The organism is Anaerocolumna sp. AGMB13025 (genome assembly GCF_029689925.1).
Lineage (GTDB): Bacteria > Bacillota > Clostridia > Lachnospirales > Lachnospiraceae > Anaerocolumna.
This window is the reverse complement of record NZ_CP121445.1, coordinates 3,586,359-3,610,130: the sequence shown is the minus strand read 5'-3', so window position 1 is coordinate 3,610,130 and position 23,772 is coordinate 3,586,359. Positions and strand designations below refer to the sequence as shown.

Annotated in this window: 23 protein-coding genes; 20 read left to right on the top strand and 3 right to left on the bottom strand. The window is 37.9% G+C overall.

The genetic code is table 11. The features are described 5' to 3' along the window. Window positions 1-259 precede the first annotated feature (259 nt). Window positions 260-1,375, top strand: a complete 1,116-nt coding sequence (locus QA584_RS14815) for a helix-turn-helix transcriptional regulator (protein WP_278269820.1) — start codon at window positions 260-262, stop codon at window positions 1,373-1,375. Window positions 1,376-1,436: 61 nt separating this feature from the next. On the opposite strand, the gene QA584_RS14810 is transcribed toward QA584_RS14815, so the two are convergent. Continuing rightward, a complete protein-coding gene (locus QA584_RS14810; protein WP_278269819.1) occupies window positions 1,437-1,973 on the bottom strand; it encodes a GNAT family N-acetyltransferase in 537 nt (178 codons plus the stop codon). Window positions 1,974-2,857: 884 nt separating this feature from the next. Here QA584_RS14810 and modA point away from each other — a divergent pair. The 12 genes from modA to QA584_RS14750 all read left to right on the top strand — a co-directional run bounded on the left by modA (window position 2,858) and on the right by QA584_RS14750 (window position 14,284). After that, on the top strand, window positions 2,858-3,757 hold the full coding sequence (gene modA, locus QA584_RS14805; protein WP_278269818.1) for a molybdate ABC transporter substrate-binding protein: 900 nt from the start codon (window positions 2,858-2,860) through the stop codon (window positions 3,755-3,757). A gap of 376 nt (window positions 3,758-4,133) precedes the next feature. Then, a complete protein-coding gene (gene modB / locus QA584_RS14800) occupies window positions 4,134-4,814 on the top strand; it encodes a molybdate ABC transporter permease subunit (RefSeq protein ID WP_278269817.1) in 681 nt (226 codons plus the stop codon). Beyond that, complete coding sequence (locus QA584_RS14795; protein ID WP_278269816.1) at window positions 4,811-5,851, top strand: sulfate/molybdate ABC transporter ATP-binding protein; 1,041 nt, start codon at window positions 4,811-4,813, stop codon at window positions 5,849-5,851. The genes modB and QA584_RS14795 overlap by 4 nt, the downstream gene beginning before the upstream one ends. Before the next feature lie 116 nt (window positions 5,852-5,967). After that, window positions 5,968-6,195, top strand: a complete 228-nt coding sequence (locus tag QA584_RS14790; RefSeq protein WP_278269815.1) for a CsbD family protein — start codon at window positions 5,968-5,970, stop codon at window positions 6,193-6,195. Window positions 6,196-6,534: 339 nt separating this feature from the next. Then, complete coding sequence (locus QA584_RS14785; protein ID WP_278269814.1) at window positions 6,535-7,452, top strand: helix-turn-helix transcriptional regulator; 918 nt, start codon at window positions 6,535-6,537, stop codon at window positions 7,450-7,452. 167 nt (window positions 7,453-7,619) lie between these two features. After that, the gene (locus QA584_RS14780; RefSeq protein ID WP_278269813.1) at window positions 7,620-8,177 is read left to right on the top strand and encodes a GNAT family N-acetyltransferase; all 558 of its coding nucleotides are present in this window, start codon (window positions 7,620-7,622) and stop codon (window positions 8,175-8,177) included. A 105-nt stretch (window positions 8,178-8,282) separates the two neighbouring features. Further along, a complete protein-coding gene (locus QA584_RS14775) occupies window positions 8,283-9,488 on the top strand; it encodes a winged helix-turn-helix domain-containing protein (RefSeq protein WP_278269812.1) in 1,206 nt (401 codons plus the stop codon). 451 nt (window positions 9,489-9,939) lie between these two features. Next, window positions 9,940-10,329, top strand: coding sequence for a MerR family transcriptional regulator (locus tag QA584_RS14770; RefSeq protein WP_278269811.1), 390 nt, complete (start codon window positions 9,940-9,942; stop codon window positions 10,327-10,329). 15 nt (window positions 10,330-10,344) lie between these two features. Continuing rightward, the gene (locus QA584_RS14765) at window positions 10,345-10,902 is read left to right on the top strand and encodes a GNAT family N-acetyltransferase (RefSeq protein ID WP_278269810.1); all 558 of its coding nucleotides are present in this window, start codon (window positions 10,345-10,347) and stop codon (window positions 10,900-10,902) included. Window positions 10,903-11,056: 154 nt separating this feature from the next. Beyond that, a complete protein-coding gene (locus QA584_RS14760; RefSeq protein WP_278269809.1) occupies window positions 11,057-12,310 on the top strand; it encodes a M16 family metallopeptidase in 1,254 nt (417 codons plus the stop codon). Window positions 12,311-12,708: 398 nt separating this feature from the next. Continuing rightward, window positions 12,709-13,977 (top strand): 4Fe-4S dicluster domain-containing protein, encoded by a 1,269-nt coding sequence (locus QA584_RS14755; RefSeq protein WP_278269808.1) that lies wholly within the window; start codon window positions 12,709-12,711, stop codon window positions 13,975-13,977. A gap of 139 nt (window positions 13,978-14,116) precedes the next feature. Further along, the gene (locus tag QA584_RS14750) at window positions 14,117-14,284 is read left to right on the top strand and encodes a hypothetical protein (protein WP_278269807.1); all 168 of its coding nucleotides are present in this window, start codon (window positions 14,117-14,119) and stop codon (window positions 14,282-14,284) included. 286 nt (window positions 14,285-14,570) lie between these two features. Here QA584_RS14750 and QA584_RS14745 read toward each other — a convergent pair whose 3' ends face one another. Together QA584_RS14745 and QA584_RS14740 are read right to left on the bottom strand one after the other, a co-directional pair. Beyond that, window positions 14,571-14,825, bottom strand: coding sequence for a helix-turn-helix domain-containing protein (locus QA584_RS14745; RefSeq protein WP_278275179.1), 255 nt, complete (start codon window positions 14,823-14,825; stop codon window positions 14,571-14,573). A 96-nt stretch (window positions 14,826-14,921) separates the two neighbouring features. Continuing rightward, entirely contained in the window at window positions 14,922-15,935 is a 1,014-nt protein-coding gene (locus tag QA584_RS14740; RefSeq protein ID WP_278269806.1) for a LacI family DNA-binding transcriptional regulator, read from the bottom strand. A 247-nt stretch (window positions 15,936-16,182) separates the two neighbouring features. On the opposite strand from QA584_RS14740, the gene QA584_RS14735 reads away from it, so the two are divergent. The 7 genes from QA584_RS14735 to QA584_RS14705 all read left to right on the top strand — a co-directional run bounded on the left by QA584_RS14735 (window position 16,183) and on the right by QA584_RS14705 (window position 23,603). Next, the gene (locus QA584_RS14735) at window positions 16,183-17,586 is read left to right on the top strand and encodes an L-fucose/L-arabinose isomerase family protein (RefSeq protein ID WP_278269805.1); all 1,404 of its coding nucleotides are present in this window, start codon (window positions 16,183-16,185) and stop codon (window positions 17,584-17,586) included. 9 nt (window positions 17,587-17,595) lie between these two features. Beyond that, the gene (locus QA584_RS14730) at window positions 17,596-18,417 is read left to right on the top strand and encodes a transketolase (RefSeq protein WP_278269804.1); all 822 of its coding nucleotides are present in this window, start codon (window positions 17,596-17,598) and stop codon (window positions 18,415-18,417) included. After that, the gene (locus QA584_RS14725) at window positions 18,410-19,348 is read left to right on the top strand and encodes a transketolase family protein (protein WP_278269803.1); all 939 of its coding nucleotides are present in this window, start codon (window positions 18,410-18,412) and stop codon (window positions 19,346-19,348) included. The genes QA584_RS14730 and QA584_RS14725 overlap by 8 nt, the downstream gene beginning before the upstream one ends. Next, on the top strand, window positions 19,341-20,825 hold the full coding sequence (locus tag QA584_RS14720) for an FGGY-family carbohydrate kinase (RefSeq protein ID WP_278269802.1): 1,485 nt from the start codon (window positions 19,341-19,343) through the stop codon (window positions 20,823-20,825). Before QA584_RS14725 ends, QA584_RS14720 begins: the two co-directional genes overlap by 8 nt. A 280-nt stretch (window positions 20,826-21,105) precedes the next feature. After that, a complete protein-coding gene (locus tag QA584_RS14715; protein WP_278269801.1) occupies window positions 21,106-22,392 on the top strand; it encodes a sn-glycerol-1-phosphate dehydrogenase in 1,287 nt (428 codons plus the stop codon). Between the two features lie 233 nt (window positions 22,393-22,625). Continuing rightward, window positions 22,626-23,345, top strand: coding sequence for a ClpP family protease (locus QA584_RS14710; protein ID WP_278269800.1), 720 nt, complete (start codon window positions 22,626-22,628; stop codon window positions 23,343-23,345). Further along, on the top strand, window positions 23,346-23,603 hold the full coding sequence (locus QA584_RS14705) for a YlzJ-like family protein (RefSeq protein WP_278269799.1): 258 nt from the start codon (window positions 23,346-23,348) through the stop codon (window positions 23,601-23,603). It begins immediately after the preceding gene. The last annotated feature ends 169 nt before the right edge of the window (window positions 23,604-23,772 follow it).

The window sequence follows — 23,772 nt, the reverse complement described above, 5'->3', positions numbered from 1 at the left end:
GGTAAGAGTCTCATTATAAGTAAGAAAATAAGCGAATATCAGTAAGGAAATAGATTCATATCTGTTGACAAAATATTCTTCTGCAATTATAATTTGTAAAAAATGATTAAATTACGGCTGTTTTTCATAATAGTAAAGACTGCATGCTGATTAAGCCTTTCTTATTGGCGGTACGGCTGTCCCGGCAGCTGCAAATGTCCCATGAAAATCTGGAGAATATGATAGTAATCCACTCCGGCTTACAAAAAAGGAGCTTACATTGAACGAAGAATTATATACACCGCAGGAAGTTGCCGACTTATTAAAAATTAAAAAAAGTACCGTTTATGAACTCATAAAACGTGGGGACTTAAAATGCAGAAAAATTGGCAAGCAATTCAGAATCCGCAGAGATGAGCTGGAAGAGTATATTAATTCTGCAGACAATGATATGCAGCCAGAAGAAACTGCCAATCTAAATGCTGTAGAAGAAGCGTCACCTTATAATTTGGCTGAAGCCTTGGAGACAGATGAGATTGACAGAAATCAGACAAGGAATCAGACTATAAATAAAGAAATAAATAAAGAAATAAATAAAAATTTAATCCATGTGGAAAGAAATAACAATCACCCCCCCATGGGTAATATAATCAACCAGGAGATGAAAGAAGGGCCAGCAATGGAATCCGGTATGAACAGGGGTCTGATAATCTGCGGTCAGGATATTTTGTTGGAAATACTATGCAATTATCTTGCTGGTCAGTTACCGGATTTACCGATATACCGATCCTATCTTGGCAGTTATAATGGCTTGTATGCATTGTATCAGGGAAAAGTTGATGTTGCTACCGCTCATTTGTGGGATGGTGAGACAGGGGAATATAATAAAGAATTCGTAAAAAGAATGTTACCAGGTATCGCTTACCGCAGGATACATCTGGTAAGCAGAATGCAGGGCTTTTTTGTAAAGGAAGGCAATCCGAAACAGATTAAGGGATTTCTGGATTTAACCAGAGAGGATGTTACCCTGATAAATCGTGAGAAGGGAAGCGGAACCCGTATTTTATTAGATCAGTATTTAATGAAGGCAGGAATTGAACCAGAGAAAGTTAAGGGTTATGAAAAGGAAGTGAATTCCCATCTTGCCTGTGGAGGGGCAGTTGCCAGGGGTGGAGCAGATGTGGCCATCGGCAATGAAAGAATCAGCAGAGAATTAAAGGGTATAGAATTTATTCCGATTCAACAGGAGAGCTATGATTTGGTGGTGAAACAGGAATCTATGAAATTTACTTGGTATCAAAGCTTAATGCAGATTATTAACTCCAAAGAATTTAAAGAAGAATTGGAACGGTTATCCGGTTACGATACGAGGGATATTGGAATGGTACTAGATTAAATAAAATCCATGAAACACAATTTAAGCAATGCAAATGTGTTTCATGGATTTTTTTCTACTACTACAATTCCTTTTTGAGTACCATAATAGAAAAGGCAGATTCGCTATACTCTTTATTCCCATATATTCCAGTAATGCTATTAAAACCATTTTTAGTCCAAAACCGGACACCTAGCCAATTTTTTAGGTGTACACCCAGTCCAATTGATTTCCAGCCTGCCGTCTTACATTGTTCAAAAATGGATTCCACAACTTCTTTACCATAAGATTTACCCCGTGTTTCCTTATCGATTAAAAAAGTGCTGATCCATGCGGTTTTATCATCCGGGTACCCATGATATACGTCAAAAAAGCCGATAATCCTACCATCGGTTTCTTGTAATACCTTAAACGCATAATTAGACAAATCTGCATTGCTAACAGGTGGTAAGTCTCCTTTTGTAATACAATCTTTTATGTAGTTTTCGGGAAAATCCTCTCCCTCCAACAAAAGCTTATTATCCCAGGACGCACAAACTTTTTCTAACGCTGTGATATCCTCTGAAACAGCTTTCCTTACCAACAATCTTTTTGTATTCCAGGTATCTTGAATGTTCATATAACTCCTAACTGTGCTTTTGCAGTACATACTCAAAAGGGCTATATCTATCATTGCCCTAATAATCAGTGGCATAATTTTTTGCTATAAATAATTTAAAGTTCCAAAGTCAATTCCGTGAAGATTTAAAAGTACTTTAAGTTTATTAACCGCGAAATGTGAATAAATAGTAAATAATGCCAGTAGTTTAACACGTTATACATAAGTTTGTAAAGAAATATATTCAGAATTTTCAGAATACTGGATTGGAGAGGAATTTATTAACCTTAGTAGTTTATACTCCATCCAATATATAAAATTTGAACAGAAATTTAAACAGAAACAAAAAATTATAAAATAAACAAATAATTATTAAGTAAACAAAAAATTATTAAATAAATAAACAAAAAATTATTAAATAATTATTGACTTTCTAGAATGAAGCGTGTAAAATACAAAACAATAAATGAACGAAACTTAAATAAACCGAACAATAATGAACAAAACACGATATAAATGAATTTTTAAAATTTAAAAGTAATCATAATTTCATAAATTCAGCTTACCTTTAAAACGATAAATCAAGTATGTATGACAAAGATGTCTAAGACAATAAAGTCTTGGACATTTTTTATTTTACAGAAAGTTCTCTGAACCATCCTGTAAAATAAAAAACAACGAAAAAGGTATTATTCAGGCAATTATGTAATTTTAACCCGCATAGAAAGTGGTGGTTTTCAATTACATTTGTATAAAAATAATTTCATAAGGATAACGAGTTCTTAACGTTTGATTTTTCAGTTTGGATGCTGATTAAAGCGGTTTTGAGTCGGGCGTGGAACATTTTCAACATAGTCACGTTTACAATCCTTTATGAAAACCATGGATATGAAAGGAGCTTTATTATGAAAAAGTTGAAACAAATTTTATTACTGGCAATTTGCCTGGCAGTTGTACTGATGACTGGATGCAGCAACAAAGATACCAATAAGACGGACACCAGTGCGGCAGGAAACTCTTCGGAGGCAGTTACGGACGCTAATGATAGCAGTGACACTGCACAGACAGAAGAAGTAACACAGACACCGGATACAGCAACAGAAGAAGCTGCACAACCGGTTGAAATCTTAGTGGCTGCAGCAGCAAGTCTGCAAAATTCAATGGAAGAACTGGGTAAATTATACCAGTCGGAATATCCAAATGTAACCGTTACTTTTACCTTTGGAAGTTCTGGGACATTGCAGGAACAAATAGAGCAGGGTGCACCAGTAGATGTATTTATGTCAGCGGCATTAAAGCAGATGACGGCACTAGAGGACAAAGGACTTATTCTGGAGGGCAGCAAAAAGGAATTACTGGAGAATAAAGTTGTACTAATCGTTCCTAAAGATAGTAAGCTTGGAATTGCAAGTTTTAAGGATATACTAAAAGCCCCTACCATAGCCCTTGGTGACCCGGAAAGCGTGCCGGTAGGACAATATGCGGAAGAAATATTTTCCTCCCTCAACATGTTAGAGGACGTTAAGAAACAGGCTAATTATGGTAAGGATGTTACCGAGGTACTTACCTGGGTCAGTACCGGTAATGCGGATGCCGGAGTTGTGTACGCTACCGATGCAATGTCCAGTAAAGATGTAACGGTTGCAGCAGAAGCGCCAGAGGGAAGTACTTCCAAGGTTATCTATCCGGCAGCGGTTGTAAAAGATTCAAAAGTCCCAGATGCAGCAAAAGCTTTTGTTGACTATCTGGCTTCGGATGAAGCACTGGGTATCTTCGAAAAGTATGGGTTTTCACCAAACAAATAATTTTGGATCAAAAAATGAATCTAAAGCCTAAAGCTAATCCTAAAACCTAAACCTAAAACTAGAACTAAGTCTAAAACTAGAATTAGCCTAAAACTAGAACTAAATCTAAAACTAGAATTAGCCTAAAACTAGAACTAAATCTAAAACTAGAATTAGCCTAAAACTAGAACTAAACCTAAAAATATAATTAAACCTAAAAAAAGAACTAAAATAATTGATTCTAAAAATTAAACCCAAAATCTTAAATAGCAATTATTAGTTAGATATAAAATAAATATTAAAGCTTAACTTGCTTATAAGTGATAACTATGATAATCTGGATAAAATCTGACATGAACGGAAAAAGAGGATAAATGTCATCGGAAGGAGAAACTAAATGGACTGGTCACCTTTACTAATATCTATGAAAACTGCTATTGCGGCAACTATAATTACATTTTTTCTGGGAGTATTTGCTGCACAGAAAGTAATGAAATTAAAAGGCAGGTTGGTGTGGTTTTTAGACGGTTTATTTACCCTTCCTCTTGTACTGCCACCTACGGTTGCAGGTTTTTTCCTGCTTGTACTGTTTGGAAAGCATGGACCCTTGGGACAGCTTTTATCAAGGGTCGGAATCCAGATTGTATTTAAATGGTCAGCCACTGTAATAGCAGCCGTTGTGATTGCTTTTCCTCTAATGTACCGTTCTGCAAAGGCTGCTTTTGAACAAGTCGATATGAATTTAATATTTGCAGCAAGAACTTTGGGAATGTCTGATATTAGAATCTTCTGGAAGATAACTATGCCGTTAGCACTTCCGGGAGTTATATCCGGAGGTATATTGGCATTTGCCAGGGCACTGGGCGAGTTTGGGGCAACTCTTATGATTGCAGGTAATATTCCTAAAGTTACACAGACAATGCCTGTTGCCATCTATATGGCAGTTCAGGGCAGCAGAATGGACAGGGCGGTAATTTGGGTTGCCTTGATTGTTATCATATCCTTTATTGTGATTTTTTTCATGAATTATCTGCCTAACCGAAAAAGAAAATTCGGAATAAAGGAGGGAAAGAAATGAGTCTATTCGTTGACATTACGAAAAAGTTCAAAGGGTTTTCCCTCCGAGTAAAATTTAGTACGGACTCTGAAAGAATGGGTCTATTGGGGGCTTCCGGCTGTGGTAAGAGTATGACTTTAAAGTGTATTGCCGGTATAGAAAAACCCGATGAGGGCTGTATAATTCTAAATGATAAAATACTGTTTGATTCAAAAAAGAAAATTGATCTCACTCCCCAAAAGAGAAAGGTTGGATATCTGTTTCAGAATTATGCCTTATTTCCTAATATGACCGTGGAAGAAAATATTGGGTGTGGTTTAAAAGGTTCCACAAAAGAGAAGCAGCCTAGAATCGCCCAAATGGTCGAGCTGCTCCATTTACAAGGCTTGGAACGGCGATATCCCATGCAGTTATCGGGAGGACAGCAGCAAAGAGTAGCCCTGGCCAGAATTCTTGCTTATGAGCCGGATGTGCTGATGCTTGATGAACCTTTTTCAGCACTGGATGCATATTTGAAGGAAAATTTACAGCAGGAGTTATTAGCGGTATTAAAGGATTATTCCGGGGATACCCTGATTGTTTCCCATAACAGAGACGAAATCTATAGTTTGTGCGAAAATATAGCAATTATTGATTCCGGTACTCTGGTGTTGTCCGGAAAAACCTCAGATATCTTCCAGAAACCCATTAAACTGGCGGCTGCTAGATTAACCGGCTGTAAAAATATTTCAAAAGCGAAAAAGATATCGGAATATGAGTTAGAAGCTGTGGACTGGGGAATTGTCTTACAGACGGCAGATAAAATTACAGACCGAATTAACTATGTGGGCATCCGGGCCCATGATATCCGGGTCACAGATTGTTTAACGGATGAGAATGCAATACCTTGTAAGCCGCTGCGAATCGTTGACAGCCCCTTTGAACGGAACATAATATTAGAATGCGCATCAAATGAACTTTGGTGGAAGATAAGCAAGGCATATTGGAGGAACACCTTATCGGAAAAAATGCCGGACTATATTAGATTGCCGAGAGAATCTCTAATGCTATTGGAGTAAGCTTTAAAATCGTTTGATATTAGTTTTAACTATTATCAGACGGTTTTTTTGCATAGTTTTTTAATTTCTGCAAATATTAAGTATATAAAAAACGACATATTTATGGAGGTTAAAAAGTGCTTGATAAATGGGAAAATAGTAAGGATAAAGCAGTTGGAAAAATAAAAGAAACCGCAGGAAAATGGACGGATAACAATCAGCTGGAGTTTCATGGTAAAGTGCAGGGAATAAAAGCCGCTATTGGTGATAAAACAGAAGACATGAAAGACAAGGTTTTTGATAAAGCGAATGATTTAATTGATAATGCAAAGGTGGTAGTTGAAGATAAAAAAAATAAGCGGTAATATCTTTTATCGTCAGTTTAGGATTTTAGACTAGGGGGCTGTTGCAATTTAAAGTATGTCATCCTGGGCATAGAATAGGGATTATGTTTTACAAATATTTCGTTCCAAGTTCGCGTGGATATGCGGCTGCATTCTCTTTCTTGCAGCCATTCGTGCATACTTTCCATAAAATATTTGTAAAATATAATCCCTATTCTTCACAGGAAATTGAGTTTTGATTTGCGACAGCCCCACTTTTGTTTCGCTGCAAATCCATGTATTTAGGGGTTGTGGTAAATCGGGTTTTATATTACTATTAAAAGTAATGAAATCAGGTAGAAGAAGAGGTGCCATTATACCATGAAAATTGACCGGTTACTGGGAATAACCATATATTTATTAAACCATAAAGCAGCGAGTGCAAGAGTGTTGGCAGAGGAATTTGAGGTTTCTGTAAGGACTATATTACGGGACATAGAAACCCTGAGTCTCGCAGGAATTCCCATAACCTCTCTCTATGGCTCCGGCGGTGGTTATAAGATTATGGAGAATTTTAAATTAAACAGCCAGCTTATGGATGGTGAGGACTACAGTTATATTCTTACCGCCCTGGAGGGGCTGAAATCCGGTCTACATAACAAAGGAATCAAGGATACCTTTGAAAAAATAATGCATACTGCAGCTGATAAAAAGATGGAACAGAATATATTTTTGGATTTTTCTGTTATGCATGAAGGAATTAGTCTGGATCAATATCTGGAACTATTGGAAAAGTCAATTATCGAAAGGAAGGTCGTACAATTTGCCTATACCAATGCCTCTCATGAGACGTCGGATAAAGCAGTGGAGCCGATTGCACTTAAATACCGCTGGTATGCCTGGTATTTACTCGGGTATTGCCCCACGGTTAATGCTTACCGCTGGTATAAAGTAATAAGGATGAGAAATCTGACGCTAACGGATTTGCCGTTTTTAACTGAACATGAACCGGCCAAGCTCATCATGGAGCGCCTGGAAGCATCTGATAATCAGGACTATATTACGATTTTAGTAAAATGTGATGTTTCCGTTAAAGTTCCGGTAGAGGAGTATCTAAAAGGTGAGGTTATTTCCGAAAATGATGGGTATTTTATACTCCGTCTTAAGGAAATAGCGAAGGAAAGACTTTGGTATTCCCTGCTTGTGGGTTTTGGTGATAAAGTGGAGGTATTAGAACCGGAATCCCTACGGAGGAAAGTAAAAAAAATGGCTCACGATATTTACAAATTGTATGAGTAAGGTTTCAAGCTGCTTATAATACTATAGATGAAAGTTTTCTTAAAATATCCCATGAAAAAAGATATCTGACATACTGGTGTCGTATATCCTTTGTTAGAATTAAGTTATAACAGAGAAATGAATGCATTCTGTCGCTGTAATATACTTTATTTTATGGAGGATAAACGATGATAAACAAAACAATGAATCCCTTTGAACACTGCCCGTCTTTTCGGACGGAAAATTATATCTTCAGGCAGACAAGCCTGGAAGATGCCTGTGATTTATTCGAATGTTACTCGGATAAGGAGGCAGTACGGTTTTTTAATTCAGATAACTGCCATACTGACTTTTATTTTCAGACTCTTAAGGATATGAAAGCATATATGCAGATTTGGGAGCAGGAATACCAGGATAAGGTTTATGTAAGGTTTAGTATACTTGCAAAAGATAGTAATAAAGCGATAGGTACCATAGAATTCTGTCCCTGGAATAAAAAAACCGAAGGTTACGGCAAATTAGCAGTACTGCGGATTGACCTGGCTTCTTCCTACGAAAAAGAGGGTGTAATAACGGAAGTATTAAAAGCTGTTGAGGATAATCTATATGATTTATTTCAGGTCGAGCAGGTCTTTACAAAAGCAGTTCCGGAAGCCACTGCACGTATGCAGGCGCTGCTTAATTGTGGTTATCAAAAAGTAGCAGAGGGGACAATTGTACCTTTTGGAGATTATTACATACGGTAAGAGTATTGAGGGTTTAACTGTGAGGAGTATATGGGGAAGTAATCCGTAAGTTATTAAGACAAAACAAACATAAACAGCTGCCCGCCTGGGCAGAGAGGAGTATTCATGCAGCAGTACAATCTGACAAACCGCCAGGCCAGAAGATTTATATTGTTAAAACAAGGTCTGATTGGCGGACATAAATTTGCAGGCAAGGAAGGAATAAAGCAGTTTATAAACCAGGCGGGCTGTGTTCAGTATGATCCCATAGACATCTGCGGGAAAAATGCGGAACTGGTTTTGCAGGCAAGGATAAAAGGCTTCAGAAAACAGATGCTTTATGACCTTTTATATAAAGACCGGGCTTTACTGGATTATTATGATAAAAATCTTGCCATCATCAGGACTGGGGATTGGAAGTATTTTAAACGAATCAGGGATTATTTTAAAATCCATAGTTTAAATCTCCAACAAGTAGAAGCAGTATCTGAGCAAATCAAGGAACTTATCAGGGAAAAGGGATCGGTATGCTCAAAGGATATTGATTTTGGACAGAAGCTTAACTGGTATTGGGGCAATGATACCAGTCTTTCAAGAGTTGCCCTGGAAACTATGTACTTTATGGGAGAACTAATCATTCACCACAAAAAAGGCACCATAAAATACTACTGTCTGTCGGAGGATTTTATACCAGAAGAGGATTTGCAGGCAGAGGATCCAAACCCAAAAGACGAGGATTATTTAGAATGGAATATATTGCGCAGGATCTCTGCCGCAGGGCTTCTCTGGAATAAGCCCTCCGATGCCTGGCTATTTATCCGAAATATGAAGGCGCAAGACAGAAATAAGATTTTTCTCAAACTCCTTAAGGAGAATAAAATTATAGAAGTTTCCGTTGAAAATATGAAGGAAAAACTGTATTGTCTGGAAGCTGATAGGGATCTTATAGAAGAAATCCTAAAGGAGCCAGTGTTAAAGCCAAGAACTGAATTCCTTGCACCTCTCGATAATATGATTTGGGACCGTAAACTGATAAAGGCACTTTTTAATTTTGACTACAAATGGGAAATATATACACCGGAGTCAGAGCGCAGATTCGGTTATTATGTGCTGCCGATACTTTCAGGTGATAGGTTCATCGGCAGAATCGAAATAATCAATAACCGAAAGATAAGATGCCTCCAAATAAAAAATATATGGCTGGAGCCAGATATGAAACAAACGAAAAAATTATCGGATAGCCTTAGGAAGACCATAAATCGATTTGCTAAATTTAATGATTGTGAGCAAATTGAATATAGCAGTTCATTATTTTTCTGGAATGAAACTTAAAAATGAAATACTATTTTATAATGAAACTCTATTCTAAAATAAAACTATATTTTAAAATAAAACTATATTTAAAATGAAACTCGGGAATAAAATGCTATGATGTTACTCTTAAATAATATGTAAAAAACAAAAATAAAATATAATCTGTGTCAAAAGGCTTCTTAACTTGTATTTTATGAATACCTTCGTATTCATTCAAAACACAAAATTAACCTTTTGACACACAAATCAAATATAAGAAAATAAAAAAAGTAAATAAACAGGTAAATAAAAATAGTAAAATAAAAAAATACAAATAAAAATTGCAAAGATAACAAATTACAAATTACAAAGATAACCTGAAAGATAACCTGAAAAGATAACCTGAAATGCCCTTGACATGGAGTTGACTCCGTAAATTATAATAATTTCGTAATGACCACTAATGTATCAGTTGGGAGATAGGCAAAATATGAGAATTGGTGAATTTTCAAAAAGAACAGGTTTTGGGATAGATACGATACGCTATTATGAAAAGCTTGGTTTGCTTGCACCTGTCCGGCAGGGTAACAACCGTAAGGAATATACAAAAAAGGAGGAGGATATTGCTGATATGATTAAAAAATTAAAAGCTATGAATCTTTCCCTCCAGGAAATTGGCGTCTTTTTAGAAGCTGATTCAAGTATTATCGGACCCGAAGAATTAAATGAAGGTAATTTAAAAAATCTTGGGGAATGTATTCGTATTCTTGGCAGAATAAATCAGGAACTCCTCCAAAAAGAGAAGGAAATAAAAGAATCCAGAAAGCTGATCGATACATTACAGGTTAAACTTCAAAAAGCGTATAGACTTTTCGAATAACAGCGAGGATTGAATATGGGAATAATTACGGAGTCGGAACGAATTGCAATCAGGGATATTGAACTTAGTGACACGACACAGTTTGTGAACTGGTGGAATGACGGGAATTTAATGTCGGTTATGGGTTTTAAGCAGGGCATGGGTATAACAGAACATGAATTATGGGAAGAATTCAAGAATGAAATAACAGACCAAGATCCAAATAGGTCCAGACGCAGATATGTGGTAATAGATCGGTTTAGTAAAAGACCCATAGGGGAAGTGGTTTATGGAGAATTGGATCTAAAGAAAAAGAAGTGTGGAGTGGGTATTAAGTTATGTGAGGTGAGTTTACAAGGTCAGGGTTTAGGGAAAGAAACCCTGATTGCTTTTATGAACTATTTATTCAATCATTTTCAGTTAGAGCGGATTGAACTGGATTCTATACAGGATAATATCAGGGCACTGTCTTTATACAAAAAGCTTGGGTTTAAAGAATATAAGACAATAGAGAATTTCTGGACGGATCCGTCAGGCATTTCGCATCATCTCATTTTTTTAGGAATTGATAAAAAAGACTGGAGTTATGCCTGATCCGGTAGAATTTAGGCAGCTCCATTGTTACGGTGAATCTTCTGTTTATTTCCAGATTACATAGAATATATGTCATATCTTGATTCTTAGGTTGTATATTGCAGGCGATAGTGTTACAATTTAGGCTATATGAAAAATAGAAAGGAAGTAATACATGATTAACCGTAAAAAGTTATCAAACGGAATAACAGTTGTGTTAGAAACAATGCCTTATTTAAGAAGCGCCGCCTTCGGGGTATGGGTAAAGGCAGGGTCCGCCAATGAGAACGAAAAAAATAACGGCATTTCACATATAATTGAACACATGCTTTTTAAAGGAACAAAAAACCGTACTGCAAAGCAGATCGCAGATGATATGGCAAGAATCGGAGGGGATATTAATGCATATACCAGCAAGGAATGTACCTCTTTTTATGCGGTTACCCTTGACGAACATCTTGGGAATGCCATAGAAATCCTTGGAGATATGTTTCATAATTCCCTTATTGAGGAACAAGCATTAAAGAAAGAAAAAGGTGTTATCATAGAAGAAATTGATATGTATGACGATTCCCCGGAAGACCTGGTTCATGAAATGCTCCAGATGAAAATCTGGGACAATCATCCCTTAGGCTATCAGATTTCTGGTAAGAAGGAAACCGTCAAGGCAATTACCCGTCAGGAGATACTTGATTTTATGGCGCAATATTATGTGTCGGAGAATATTGTTATTTCGGTTGCCGGTAATTTTAATGAAGATAAGGTAATGGAACTTTTAGAAACTAACTTTTCACAACTTCCGGAAGGAAAAAGACAGTCTGACTGCACGGTTCCCGTATATTTTCCATCGATATACACCAAGGAAAAGGATGTGGAGCAGCTTCATTTAAATATAGCCTTTAATTCTATTGTTGCAGATGCCGAGGAAAAATACGCTTTGACTATCTTGAATTCCGTACTGGGCGGCAGTATCAATTCCAGGTTGTTCCAGGTAATCAGGGAAAATCTCGGGCTGACCTATACCATATATTCATATGGCAGCTCATACAAAACAGCGGGCTTACTTCATATCTACGGGGCTATGAATCCTACTCAGCTGGAACCGGTATTTTCGAATGCCTTTGATATTATTGAAGATTTAAAATCCAAAGGACTGACAGACGATGAATTGTCCATGTCAAAAGAGCAGATCAAAACAGAACTAATCATGGGCAATGAAAGTGCTAAAAACCGCATGAACAGCAACGGTAAATCCATCTTGTTAAAGGATTACATTATACCGTTAGAAGAGACAATTCATAAAGTAAATGAAGTAACCCAGGAAGAAATCATAGCATTTGCGAGAAAATATCTGGTAAAAGAAAACTGCAGTATCTCTTTGGTGGGTAATTTGGAAAATGTGGATCAACTTAAATTACTATCTAAATAAGCAATAATCAGTTTTCGATAAATATAATTGAATAATGTAATCAATCAGAGGTGTCCAGGGTCTATATAATTATTATCTTATAGAGGGGACACCTTTATTATGTTATTTTCTGAGCTTACTGTGATAACTCAGTTTTAAGGCTAAACTGCAACTTAAAAAGAGCTTACTTTATTTGACTGGATTTATTTAGCACTATGTAGTATACTTTTTTCGTTGGTGTAAAATGAATATATAAAACGGCTATCAATCGATGACATATGTTAATCCGGACAAAAATAGCCGTTCAACAGAGTTTATGCCATACATATATCAATATTGCTGCAGCAATCAGAATTTGGCTGTTTTTGGCTTTAGAAGTGCAAACGCAATATAAAAATTAAAAAATTGGCGGTGATGATATGTCCCATATAGTTGGAAAATCAGCTTATAAGAGTTTGGAGGAAAGGATTAATAAGTTTCCTCAGGGTGCCCCTCCTTCCAAAACCCTTTATAAAATACTGAGTTTATTATTTAGTGAAAAGGAAGCGGCTTATGTTGCAAAACTCCCGATTAGGCCATTTACGGTAAAAGCTGCGGCTAAAGCCTGGAAGACTGATGAAGTGAAAGCCATGAAGCTATTAGAGCGGCTGGCCGGCAGGGCACTGTTGTTAGATATGGATAATAACGGAACAAGACAGTTTATGCTTCCGCCTCCTATGGCGGGTTTTTTTGAGTTTTCCATGATGAGGATACGAAACGATATTGACCAGAAATTACTTGGTGAACTATTCTATCAGTACTTAAACGTGGAAGAAGACTTTGTGAAAGAATTATTCCTCAGTACGGAGACCAGACTTGGTAGGGTATTTGTACAGGAGGGTGTCTTAACCAATGAGAATGAAGTTCAGATCCTTGACTTTGAACGGGCAAGCCATATTATAAAATCGTCACCTCATATCGGTATCAGTACCTGTTACTGCCGCCATAAAATGCACCATGTAGGCCGTGCCTGCGATGCACCGATGGATATCTGTATGACGTTTGGTAACGCGGCAGCCTCCCTGATTAAGTATAATTATGCCAGAAGAGTAGATGCATCGGAAGGAATTGAGCTGCTGCATCAGGCTTATGAAAGCAATCTTGTACAATGCGGGGAAAATGTAAGAGAGGATGTAACTTTTATCTGCAACTGCTGCGGCTGCTGCTGTGAAGCAATGATAGCAGCTAAAAAATTTGGTATGCTCCATCCGGTACAGACTACTAACTATATACCTAAAATCAATGACAGCACCTGTGTCAAATGCGGTAAGTGCGTGAAAGCCTGTCCAATTGGTGCCATAGAGATTCAAACCGATGAACAGGGGATTAAGACAATGAAAGTCAATGAAGAAATCTGCCTTGGCTGTGGTGTTTGTGTAAGGAATTGCCATAAAAAAAGTATTATACTTAACAGACGCAAAGAAAAAATTATAACGCCGGTTAATTCCGTACACCGTACCGTCCTGATGGCAATTGAAAAGGGACAGTTGCAGAATCTGATTTTTGATAATCAGGCCTTTGGCAGCCATCGTGCAATGGCAGCAGTTTTATCAGCGATACTAAAACTTCCGCCAATTAAACAAGCCATGGCCAGTGACCAGATGAAATCGGTATATCTGGAAAAATTGATTACAATGAATAAGAAATAAACAAGTAGTTTGGTAAAATAATAACCTTTAAATGTTTAGATAGAGGTAATTTATAATTTGAATGGAATAATTCTGTAATTTGTTATTTAATTTGGTTTTGCAAGTAATTCATATACTGCTTACTATATAGGGGATACTTATGGTTGTAAAAGAAATAACGGAAGATTTGATTCAAGAGGCAATACAATTTCTGCCACATGATGAACAAAAAGTGGCATATGATATACACGAACTCTCAAAATCATTAAAATTGAAAATCGGAATGCGCAGAAATCTACAAAAGGCAGGCAGAGGTTTTATAATATAATATATGATTTGAGAGTCAAAAGCCTCAAAAAACTTAATTAATGAATAACCCGGTATATATATTCATTTTGCCGTAGACCGGCTGACAAGGCTGTTTATGTCCGACTAGAGACTCAGCAAGAAGCTGAGCAGTGCGATGCTTTTTGCATCTATGAAGCTCTACAAAGGACATGCCGCAGGAAGGTAAGGTAGACAAAATGAATATATATACCGGGTTATTCATTTTACAACCTAAATAGGCTTTTGACTCTCAAATCATATTTCTATTTCGAAAATTAAGAGTACAATTATTTTAAAAGTTCATCCGCAGTGATACCTAAAACCTCTGCAAATATCTTTAATTCGATATCCGTTACAAAACGTTCTCCACTTTCTATTCTTTGAATAATATTTTTATCCATATCTGCACCATGACGCTGCATCTCGTCCGCCAACATTCGCTGAGAATAAGGTTCAGGCATATAGAGTCTATAGTTTTTAATTTTTACACCACATAAATTATTTTGGCCTGTAGGACTCTTGGTACTATATCTATGGTACATCAAAAATCGCCTCCTAAATATATTATTTATTTACATATTTTATGCACTGACTATTAAGTAAATTATATGGGTTTATGTTAAATAAATCTATTTAGTCTATACCTCTTTCACGCTGTTTCGTTCCATTAACTGCACAGCTAGTTCAATCTTAATATGCTCCGTATTACCATCGTTAATACAGCTTAACAGCCGGTCAACCGCGAGAGCGCCTAGTCTTTGCTTGGGAACATACATGGTTGTTAAAGTTGGATCGGTGAACTGACAGATAGGCATATCATCAAATCCAATAATCGATACCTGCTCCGGTACTGTAATACCAAATTCCTTAAAGGCTCGAATAGCCGCCGCCCCAATAATATCGTTATCCGCAAAAAAGGCAGTAGGTAAATCAGGTTTATTCTTTAAATAATTGCAGATATCCAGATAAGCCTGTTCCGTAGTCGGCGTTATATTAACTACATATGGGTGGCTGGTTGGTATGTTGTTATGTCTTAATGACTTATAATATCCGTCTTCCCGTTCAACAAAATTACTGATTCTAATATTAGAGCGCAGATATCCAATCTGCTTGTGTCCTTTGGTGGTCAAAAACTGGGTAGCAAGATAGGAGCCCTGAGCATTATTAATTAAAACCGCATCGCAGTTAATCTCATCAAAATAACTGTCTAAAATTACAAAAGGTATCTTTAAATTCTGGAAATACTGATAGTCTTTCGGAGTCATTTCCGTTCCAAGAAGTAAAATCCCGTCACAGGAGGTATTTTTTAGATCTTCCAGCTGCTGGTTCCGGTCCTCATTATCATATAAATAAGTAATCTGCAGATGATACCCATTCTGGGAACACTGGTAGTTAATACCTTCCGTAACCTGTGAGAAGAAAGGGGTATCAGAAACTACCGTACCATATTTCTTATAAATAACAAATTGTATGGTTCTATTCTTTGATTTCTGCAGCTGCTTTTTCGAAGACTGGAATCCGAACTCTGCGGCGGCATCCATTACTATTTTTCTGGTCTGCTCACTGATTCCCGGCTTATTATTAAGCACCATGGAAACCGTAGCCGGTGATATATTTAATTTTTCAGCAAGTTCTTTTGCAGAGATTGACATAAAAACCTCCATTCATATAAGGTGAATTTATTAACTATTTAATAGAGTACAGTAAAAATACCTCTGAGTCAATCAAAATTTATCCGTGATTTAATAAATTAAATTGAATATTAAATATATAATTCAACAATATTCATTGACAATTAAACTTTAATTCAATATAATTAAGCTGTAATTAAATAAAAATTAAGTAGCATTAACCATTAATTCATTTCGTTCATAAAAACGGAACAGATTGGAGAGCAGGATGAAAAAAGTTAAGTTAGGGTTTGCACCAACCAGAAGAAGTATTTTCAGTGCACCGGATGCGGTGAAATATGCGAATCTCACACGCAAGAGATTAGAAGAACTGGGTGTAGAATTTGTTGACATAACGGATATCAATGAAGAAGGACTTTTATACAACGATGAGGATATGCAGAAAGTTTATGAAAAGTTTACAAAGGAAAAAGTAGACGGATTATTTTTTCCACATTGTAACTTTGGTACGGAATATGTTCTTGCAAGACTGGCCAAGATGATGAATCTGCCGGTACTCTTATGGGGTCCAAGAGATGAACGGCCGGATGAAAACGGAATCCGACTCAGAGACAGTCAGTGTGGGCTATTTGCCACCGGTAAAGTACTTAGAAGATTTCAGGTAGCCTTTACATATATGAACAACTGCCGTTTAGAGGATGCCGAATTCTCAAGAGGAATAAAAGATTTCTTAGCGGTCTGTAATGTAGTGAAAGTCTTTCAACATACCAGAATTCTTCAGATTGGGCCAAGACCCTTTGATTTCTGGTCTACCATGTGTAATGAAGGGGAGCTTTTAGAGAAGTTTAATATTCAGTTATCTCCAATCCCTATGCCGGAACTGACCAAAGAAGTCAAGAAAGTAAAAGAAGAAGGCGGTGAGGTGGCAAAAGTTATTGCTTATGTGAAAGAAAATATGACCGTAAAGATAAAAGACCAGGAATTAGAACAGGTAGCTGCCTTAAAAGTTGCTATGAAAAGTCTTGCCCATAAGTATGGCTGCAATGCCATTGCCATCCAATGCTGGAATGCCCTCCAAGATGAAATCGGAATCATGCCCTGTGCAGCAAATTCCTTATTAAATCAAGAAGGTCTTCCGGTGGTTTGTGAAACTGATATCCACGGAGCTATTACAGCAGTTATGACAGAAGCCGCTGACCTAGAGGACAATAGATCCTTTTTCGCAGACTGGACCGTCCGCCATCCTGATAATGAAAATGGTGAATTATTACAGCATTGCGGTCCCTGGCCTCTGTCTGTAGCAAAGGAAAAACCGGCAATCGGGTATCCCCTTGCCTTTGACCATCCAGGTGCAGTGGAAGCAGAAGCAAAACAGGGGGATATCACCCTTTGCCGGTTTGACGGGGATAACGGCGAATATTCTTTATTACTTGGGCGCGCCAAGGGTATCGACGGTCCCCATACAAAGGGTACATTCCTTTGGGTAGAAGTAGAGAATTTAAAAAGACTGGAAGCAAAGATAGTTGAAGGTCCTTATATCCATCATTGTGTCGGTATTCACAAAGATGTGGTGCCGGTGCTCTATGAAGCTTGTAAATATATAAAAGTGAAACCTGATCTTTACGATCCCATTGAAGAAGAGGTAAAAGCATATCTTCGGGGAGAAAACTAGGAGGAGCGTATGGAGAATTTAAAGGCGAAAGCATATGAACTGAGAAAAGACATTCTGGATATGGTTTACCGCGCTAAATGCGGACATATCGGAGGGGATTTCAGTGTAATTGATATTTTAGTATCCCTTTACTATAAACAGATGAAGGTATCCCCAGAACTAGTGAATGATCCAAACAGAGACCGGTTTATCTTAAGTAAAGGTCATTCAGTAGAAGCATTATATGCAGTTCTTGCTGACCGTGGATTTTTCCCAAAAGAAGAGTTACAGACTTATTCCAGATATTTATCGAAATATATCGGTCATCCCAATAATAAAATAAATGGCATAGAGATGAATTCAGGTTCCTTAGGTCATGGGTTATCTGTTTCTGTTGGAATGGCACTGGCTGGACGTATGGATCAGGCTTCTTATCGTGTCTATACGGTTATGGGAGATGGTGAACTGGCAGAGGGTTCTGTGTGGGAAGGAGCTATGTCCGGAGGACACTATAAATTAGATAATTTATGTGCGGTGGTAGACAGAAACAGACTTCAGATATCTGGAAATACGGAAGAGGTGATGTCCCAGGATATCCAGGAGGAGAGATGGTATAGTTTTGGCTGGCATGTAGTAAATGCAGTGGGAAACGACCTGGATTCCTTAAACTTGGCCTTTGAAGAAGCCAAAGCTACAAAGGGAAAACCAACTGTTATTATTGCAAATACCATAAAAGGCTGTGGAGTATCCTTTATGGAGAATTCAGCTCCCTGGCATCACAAAGTGCCAAGTGAAGAAGAATATCAAAAGGCCCTATTAGAACTCAGTGAAAGGAGAGCATCCTATGAATAAAATACCAAACCGGCAAGTTATCTGTGATGTGTTAATGGAACAGGCAAAAGAGGATAAAGATATTGTAGTGCTGTGCAGTGATTCCAGAGGTTCTGCTTCACTAGCGGGTTTTGCGGCGGCTTACCCCGAACAATTTATAGAAGTAGGTATCGCAGAACAAAGTCTGGTCAGCATATCGGCAGGGCTTGCAAAATGTGGTAAGAAGGCATTTGCAGCTTCTCCGGCCTGCTTTTTATCAACCAGAAGTATGGAACAGGCAAAAGTAGATGTAGCTTATTCTAATACCAATGTTACCCTGATTGGCATCAGTGGTGGTGTAAGTTATGGGGCACTGGGTATGACACATCATTCGGCACAGGATATTGCTGCCTTGGCATCCATACCTGGAATGAGAGTATACTTACCAAGTGACAGACATCAGACCAGACACCTGATTAATGCCCTGCTTATGGATAAAAAGCCGGCATACGTCCGTGTTGGCAGAAATCCGGTAGAAGATGTTTATGAAGAAGAGAATACTCCATTTGTCATGGATTCGGCTACCGAAGTGACCGCTGGTAATGATATTACCATTATTGCCTGCGGAGAAATGGTAAAACCGGCAGTGGACGCTTCTAACATACTTAAGAGTAAAGGAATTCATGCAAGGGTACTTGATATGTATTGTGTAAAACCCATAGACAAAGAGGCAGTAATAAAAGCGGCAAAAGAAACCAAAGCAATTATTACCGTGGAGGAACATACTTTTATTGGAGGTCTGGGAGCTATGGTAAGTCAGATTGTCTGCAGTGAGCATCCGGTAAAAGTAATTACGATGTCTTTACCTGATGCACCGGTGGTGACCGGTAATTCTAAGGAAATCTTTGACCACTACGGCTTAAATGCAGAAAATATTGCGATAACAGCAGCGGAGTTGATAAAAAATGTCTGATAATTATGTTTTGGGAATTGACCAAAGTACCCAGGGAACGAAAGCACTGCTCTTTAATAAAAAAGGGATTTTAACTGCCCGGTGTGACCTCCCCCATAAACAATATGTGAATGAATCCGGCTGGGTTTCCCATGACGGAAATGAGATCTATGAGAATGTACTGAAACTGGTGCCCCTGGTAGTTAAAAAAGCCGGTATTGATAAAAAGGAAATTGTCTGTATGGGAATCAGCAATCAGCGGGAAACCTCAATAGCCTGGGAAAAGGCAAGTGGTAAGCCTATTGCTCCGGCTATTGTATGGCAGTGCTCCAGAGCAAAGGATATAGCAGAAAAACTGGAAAAGGACGGGTATAACTTAATGGTAAGGGAAAAGACCGGAATTCCTTTATCTCCTTATTTCCCGGCTTCTAAGATATCCTGGCTGATAAATAATATAGAAGGTGCAAGAAAAAAAGATCAGGAAGGTGAACTGGGGTATGGTACTATGGACAGCTACCTGATTTATAGACTTACAAATGGCGCATCTTATAAGACCGATTATTCCAATGCCTCCAGAACACAGCTATTTAACCTGTTTTCCTTAAGCTGGGATGATGTCATCGGAAAAATATTTGGTATAAATATCAGAAATCTAGCTGAGGTATGTGATTCCAATGCGGAATTTGGAACCACTGACTTTAACGGTTATCTGGAGGATAAGATACCAATATTAGGTGTAATGGGGGATTCCCACGGTGCATTATTCGGTCAGGGCTGCCATAAAGAAGGTATGGTTAAGGCAACTTATGGTACGGGTTCTTCCATAATGATGAATATCGGTGATAAATTAATACACAGCAGGCATGGGCTTGTTACCTCCCTGGCCTGGGGATTTAACGGTAAGGTTAAGTATGTTCTGGAAGGTAACTTAAATTATACCGGTGCTGTTATTAGTTGGCTGAAAGATTCGGTTGGGTTAATTGAGAGTGCATCAGAAGTCGAAGAACTGGCGTTGTCTGCGAACCCAACTGACCGTACTTATCTGGTGCCGGCATTTACAGGACTTGGGGCGCCTTACTGGAAGAATGATGCGAAGGCTATAATATCGGGAATGAGCAGGACTACCGGAAGGGCGGAAATTGTAAAAGCAGCCCTTGATTGCATCGCCTATCAGATAACGGATGTCATAGCTGCCATGGCAGAAGATGCAGGAGTAACAATCAGTGGCTTACGTGTTGATGGAGGACCGACCAGAAATAAATATTTAATGCAGCTTCAAAGTGACCTTACCGGAATTCCTGTCCAGGCGCCGGATTTAGAAGAACTTAGCGGTATGGGAGCGGCTTATTGCGCAGGAATACGCTATGGTTTATATAATGAGAAAGATATTTTTAATAACATTAACCGGGAATTATTTCAACCTTCCATGACGCTGTCAGAAAAAGAACAGAAATACAAAGGCTGGAAAGAGGCAGTTTCCCTGATTACGCGAAATTAATAATTCAGATTTATACCACCTTGCATATCACAAGTTTACTAGCGATACTGCCGCAGCGAAATGCAATGTCATTCCTTTCGTGCAAACCCAACTTTGTCACGCGTATCTTATAATGGAAAATATAAATTTATTCACCCAGTTACCAGTTCTTTTTCCAGTTCTTATTTAAATAAAATTCATGATTGAAGAAAAAACTTCTTTCATATATAATATTTGTTAATGGAGCTTAATGACAGTAGCAAATGTTACAAAGAGTGACAGACAAAAAGGGAGAGGTTTTATGAAGATTGATGTTAAAAGTTTTTCAGCACCATGTCAATGCGGCAGGGAACACAAGATTCATGTAAAAGAAATAGTAATTGAAGCAGGAGCAATCAATAAAATACCTGAATTAATATCAGATATTTTTACGGGTAAACCAGAAGAAATCAGTATTATCTGTGATGACAATACTTACACAGCTGCCGCAGAAGCAGTGAAAGATATGATACAAGGAAGCAAGGTTGTAAAGCTTCCGCCGAAGGGTCTCCATGCCGATAACCATGCAGTAAAGCTTGCAGAGGAGCAGCTTGACGGCAATACAAAGTTAATTCTGGCAGTGGGTTCTGGTACGATCCATGATATCAGCAGGTATATTGCAAATAAAAAAGGAATTCATTTCGTATCCATACCTACCGCCGCCAGTGTGGACGGTTTTGTATCAACTGTCGCGGCTATGACCTGGAATGGTTTTAAGAAAACCTTCCCGGCAGTATCCCCGATTCTGGTAATTGCAGATACCAATATTTTTTCCAAAGCCCCATATCGGCTTACCGCCTCTGGTATTTCCGACTTGTTAGGCAAATATACTGCACTTGCAGATTGGGAAATCTCCCATCTGGTTACGGATGAATATATCTGCAGTAAAGTATGCGATTTGGAACTTAAGGCATTAGACGAGGTTTGCAGCTGTATCTCCGATCTGCGGGGAGATGTACCAAAGGATAAACAGTTAAAAGCTTATGAGCAATTAATGTATGCACTTTTGTTATCCGGAATTGCCATGCAGATGGTCGGGAATTCAAGACCGGCTTCCGGTGCAGAACACCACATATCCCATCTGTGGGAAATGGAAGTAATTAACAAGCCTCTGGATGCCTATCATGGTGAAAAAGTTTCCATCGGGCTGATGATTGTAGCGGAGACATATCATATGTTAAAAGAAGCAATCCGAAATGGACAATACGAGATGGAAAATTATAATGGGCTGGATTATATGGAGTTAAAAGAAACCTTTGGTCCAAAAGGTCTGTATGAGGGAATGTTAGAAGAGAATACACCAGATCCCTTAGAGCAGATTGATATAATGGATTTTGAAAATTTGCTGCCGCGTATTGCAGATATACTGGATAAACTGCCATCTGTGGATCGAATCAATGAACTGTTAACCATGGCCGGCTGTGTAAAATATGTCCGTGATATTGGTTTGGAGGAACACATTATCCCAAAAACCATACGTCTGTCACCTTATGTACGAAACCGCCTTACCTTTATGAGGCTGACGAAATTAATAAAACTCATTGATTGATTTAAATTGATGAATCTGAAAATCTCTCTGATATTTTAAAAATATTGGAGAGATTTTTTGTATATAAATAAAAATTGATATTTTCCATATAATAAGCAGGAGTTATTTCAGTTCTGATTTAAAACAAGGCTTCTGAAAATGCAAAGAGGAGAGAGATATAATTTTTCCGCCAGGTATTCATGTTATACCGGCTGCAGAAGATTTAAGCTAATAAAACTTTTGAGGAGATTCTTATGGAAAATAATACAACGAAAATTGAGAAGGAAAAAGAGCAAAAAGAGAAAGAAGAGTTGGATGACGGGAAAATCAGAGAGTATGGGCAGACAACGCTAGTAAACGAACAAAGAAAATCAAAAATACATTTATTATCCATTATCGGAGAAATTGAAGGTCATGAATGTCTTCCCCAACATAACAAAACCACCAAATATGAACATGTGTTACCACAGCTTGCAGCAATAGAAGACAGTTCGGATATAGACGGTTTATTGATTTTAATTAATACGGTAGGTGGTGATGTAGAAGCTGGGTTAGCGATTGCAGAAATGATTGCATCATTAAGTAAGCCAACAGTTTCTCTGGTATTAGGCGGCAGCCACTCAATCGGTGTACCTTTGGCAGTTTCTGCTCAGTATAGCTTTATTGTTCCTACAGCAACCATGATTATACACCCGGTAAGAATGAACGGAACGGTTATCGGAGTATCTCAGACGTATGATTACTTTGAAAAAATTCAGGAGAGAATTTTAAACTTTGTTTCAAGTCATTCTAAAATTGAAAAAGAAGAATTAAAGAAGCTGATGCAAAATACCAACCAGCTGGCTAAAGATGTAGGTTCCATACTAATAGGTGCCGAAACGATTAAAGAAGGCATTATCGATGAAGTGGGAGGTATTAAGGAGGCTTTAAAAAAATTGTATGAGATGGCTGGCAGAGTTGAAGGAGATGAATAAATGTTATATACAGTAGTGCCTTTAGAAAGAATCTACAGCTATAGAACAGAGAGCGTTCTGGGAACTTCAAAGGATACGGAGCTAAAAAACACTGGTGATACAGCTGTAGAATATAGAGATATAAATCTGGAACATGGAAGTGTCCGTGCCAGAAGAGACGGTGAGAACTTTGTGGTTGAGGGAATAAATTCTACAGATATGAGTGATTATCTGAATAAGGAATATATGCCGGGTTCCGTTATTAAATCAGGAAAATAGGGGATTTTTATTCGAACATTTTTTCGGGTCAGCTAATATTTTTCCTTGCAACAATAGCAAAATAAGGTTATAATAGAAATTGGTTCTAGGTCAGCCGGTAATTTAACGGCAGCTTAGAATCAATTTCTTGTATAAGACGATTACTTTAGTAGCTTAAGGAGGATATATT